The organism is Tunicatimonas sp. (assembly GCF_049647865.1).
Taxonomy (GTDB): Bacteria; Bacteroidota; Bacteroidia; order Cytophagales; family Cyclobacteriaceae; genus Tunicatimonas.
This window is the reverse complement of record NZ_JBARYM010000205.1, coordinates 1-3,594: the sequence shown is the minus strand read 5'-3', so window position 1 is coordinate 3,594 and position 3,594 is coordinate 1. Positions and strand designations below refer to the sequence as shown.

Annotated in this window: 4 protein-coding genes; all 4 read left to right on the top strand. The window is 43.7% G+C overall.

Features of this window, described 5'->3' with window-relative positions:
• Nucleotides 1-422, top strand: a 422-nt coding sequence (locus WBA23_RS06340; protein WP_424581408.1) for an MBL fold metallo-hydrolase, incomplete at its 5' end; no start/stop codon positions are given.
• Nucleotides 423-690: 268 nt separating this feature from the next.
• Nucleotides 691-2,562: a DNA topoisomerase IV subunit B gene (locus WBA23_RS06335; protein ID WP_424581407.1), complete on the top strand. Its 1,872-nt coding sequence runs from the start codon at nucleotides 691-693 to the stop codon at nucleotides 2,560-2,562.
• Between the two features lie 18 nt (nucleotides 2,563-2,580).
• On the top strand, nucleotides 2,581-2,811 hold the full coding sequence (locus tag WBA23_RS06330) for a hypothetical protein (protein ID WP_424581406.1): 231 nt from the start codon (nucleotides 2,581-2,583) through the stop codon (nucleotides 2,809-2,811).
• Nucleotides 2,812-2,879: 68 nt separating this feature from the next.
• Nucleotides 2,880-3,594: DNA gyrase subunit A (locus tag WBA23_RS06325; protein WP_424581405.1), on the top strand; the 715-nt coding region annotated here is incomplete at its 3' end.

Sequence of the window (3,594 nt, the reverse complement as noted above, 5' to 3'; positions counted from 1 at the left end):
CCTACGTGTTTGCTGAAAAAAAGTACCCGGGCGTGCCACAAATAGATTTGTACTCTATTGGTTTAAATCCTTTTCAGGCTGCAGGAATTCCATTTCAACCGGTAGAGGTGCTGCACTACAAACTTCCGGTGCTAGGTTTTCGCATTCATGACTTCACCTACATTACCGACGCGAAAACTATTGCTGAAGAAGAAAAGGAAAAGATAAAAGGTAGCAAAGTGCTGGTAGTTAATGCGCTGCAACGACAAAAGCATATCTCGCATTTCACCCTTGACGAAGCTTTGGCAATGGTGGAAGAACTACAACCCGAATGGGCCTACTTCACGCACTTGAGCCACCGCATGGGAACCCACCGCGATATAGAAAAAGAGCTGCCCGCCAATGTGCAGATTGCGTATGATGGTTTAGCAGTTGAGATTTAACATTGCGGTGCTAGGTGTTCTAATAATTAAGGTGATGCTATTTTAAGCTTAGAACACGTTAGAAAAACGGTATCTCTTCAAATTAATCACACTTTTATAAGTATTAAATACTTTTTATAAGTATATTTGAGCACCTAATCTTAATTATTTTTTTTGATTTCCGTTCTCTAAAAGCAATAGGTTTTCTAATATTGAAAATGTTTAGCAACATAAGTGCAATAATAGAATATACTTATTCAATCAGTCTCTTACGCAATAATTTATTTTAATGGCAAATAATACCGCAACGTACAACGAAGATAGTATCCGATCATTAGATTGGCGCGAGCATATCCGAATGCGACCCGGTATGTACATCGGTAAGCTAGGCGATGGTTCTTCAGCCGATGATGGCATCTATGTGCTATTAAAAGAAGTGGTGGATAACAGTATTGATGAGTACGTAATGGGCTTCGGCAAAACCATTGAGATTACTATTACTGATCATCGGGTAGAAGTACGGGACTACGGACGGGGTATTCCGCTCGGAAAAGTGGTAGACTGCGTTTCTAAGATTAATACTGGGGGAAAATACGATTCGGCTGCGTTTCAGAAGTCCGTAGGGCTAAACGGAGTGGGAACCAAGGCAGTGAACGCGCTTTCTACCTACTTTAAAGTACAGTCGTTCCGAGATGGAAAAACCAAGCTCGCCGAGTTTGGTCGAGGGGATGTTATAAAAGATGCCCGTATTGGAAAATCCGATCAGAAAAACGGTACATCTATCATATTTGAACCCGACGGAAAAGTATTCAAAAACTTTAACTTCCGCCCGCAGTACATTGAAAATCAGATATGGAATTACGCTTTTCTTAATGCCGGACTGACTATTGTTTTCAATGGAAAGAAATTCCGCTCGGAAAATGGCTTAAAAGATCTGTTGGAGAAAAAGACCAAAGAAGAAAGTCTGCGTTACCCAATTATTCACCTAAAAGGTGAGGACATTGAAGTGGCCATCTCTCATTCCGACCAGTACGGCGAAGAGTACTACTCTTTTGTCAATGGTCAGTACACCACCCAAGGCGGAACCCACCTGCAAGCGTTCCGCGAAGCCATCGTAGAAACCGTGCGAAAGCATTATAATAAACAGTACGATGTACAGGATATCCGCAACGGAATTGTAGCGGCGGTTTCGGTGCGCGTACAGGAACCTGTGTTTGAGTCGCAAACAAAAACCAAATTGGGCTCGCTCAACGTGGCTCCCAAAGGCCCTTCGATGCGGCAGTTCGTGGGTGACTTTATTAAGCAGCGGTTAGATAATTTTCTGCACCGCAACAAACCCGTAGCCGAGGCGCTGGAAAAGCGAATCAAGCAGTCGGAACGAGAGCGTAAAGAGATTGCGGGTATTAAAAAGCTGGCGAACGAGCGGGCCAAGAAAGCTAATCTGCACAACAAAAAATTGCGCGACTGCCGCATTCACCTGGACGACAAACCCAACAGCAAAGGTGAAGACCGGCGGCAGGATACGATGGTTTTTATTACCGAGGGAGATTCGGCCAGTGGCTCTATTACCAAAGCCCGCGATGTGCAAACTCAGGCCGTATTTAGCTTACGCGGAAAGCCGCTTAACTGCTTCTCGCTAACCAAGAAAGTGGTTTATGAAAACGAGGAATTTAACCTGCTACAGCACGCGCTGAATATTGAAGATGGATTAGATGGTCTGCGCTACCAAAAAATTATTGTGGCTACTGATGCCGATGTAGACGGAATGCACATCCGCTTACTGCTGCTTACATTCTTTTTGCAATTTTTCCCCGATTTAGTTCGACAGGGGCACGTATTTATCCTCGATACCCCGCTCTTTCGGGTCCGAAATAAAAAGGAAACCATCTACTGCTACAATGAGGAAGAAAAACAGCGAGCCATGGAAAAACTGGGTAGCAAGCCCGAAATAACTCGCTTTAAAGGCTTAGGTGAGATTTCTCCCGATGAATTCGGTCAGTTTATTGGTGAAGATATTCGGTTAGAGCCGGTGCTACTTGATGAGGAAACCAACACCAAGAAACTACTAACGTTCTATATGGGAAAGAATACCTCCAATCGCCAAGAATTTATCATTGATCGCCTCCGAGTAGAAAAGGACTTGGTGGAAGAAGCGGTTTAAAATTCAAATTGTATAGTTATGAAAAATGAAGACAAAATTGTTGAACTTTTGTCTGAAAGTTTAAAGAGACTAGATCAACACAGTGAGCTCCTTCAGAAAGTTGTTGATAGGCAAGAGAATTCTGAAAAGCGGATTGTTGCATCAGTCAATGCTCTAGCTGACATAGTTCAAGCGTGGATGGAAAAGACAAAAAAGACGGATGATTTTGAGGTGCGATTAAGGAAGTTGGAAAAACATACTGGATTATAGTAGTAAGTGGCGAAAATGATGAATAACAATTAGCTATTTAGCAATCAACAATTGAGCAAAAACCCATTATGAGCGAATTGACCGAAGGTGGTGCTTTAGAGAATTTAGAAAGTTTAGATCAGATGTACGAGGATTATTTCCTTGACTACGCATCTTATGTGATATTGGAACGGGCTGTTCCGGCGGTAGAAGATGGACTGAAACCGGTGCAACGTCGTATTTTACATGCGCTCAAGGAAATGGATGATGGCCGCTTTCACAAAGTGGCCAACGTCATTGGGCAAACTATGCAGTTTCACCCTCACGGCGATGCTTCTATTGGTGATGCCATGGTAGGATTGGGGCAAAAGAACTTACTGCTAGATACCCAAGGAAACTGGGGCGATATTCGTACTGGAGACCGGGCGGCGGCGGCGCGTTATATTGAAACTCGTCTCTCTAAGTTTGCACTGGATATAGTTTTCAACCCCCAAACCACTAATTGGCAACTATCTTACGACGGGCGTAAGCGAGAACCTATTACCTTTCCTATGAAGTTTCCTTTGCTGCTGGCTCAGGGAGTAGAAGGTATTGCAGTGGGGCTATCTACCCGGATTCTGCCACATAATTTTGTAGAGCTTATTCAAGGCTGTATTGATACCATTCGCCATAAAAAAGTGAGTTTGTTTCCTGATTTTGCCACCGGTGGCACGATTGACGTAACCGACTACAATCAGGGCAAGCGAGGTGGAAAAGTGCGGGTGCGAGCCACCATGGAAGAGTATGACAAGAAAACGCTGGTCA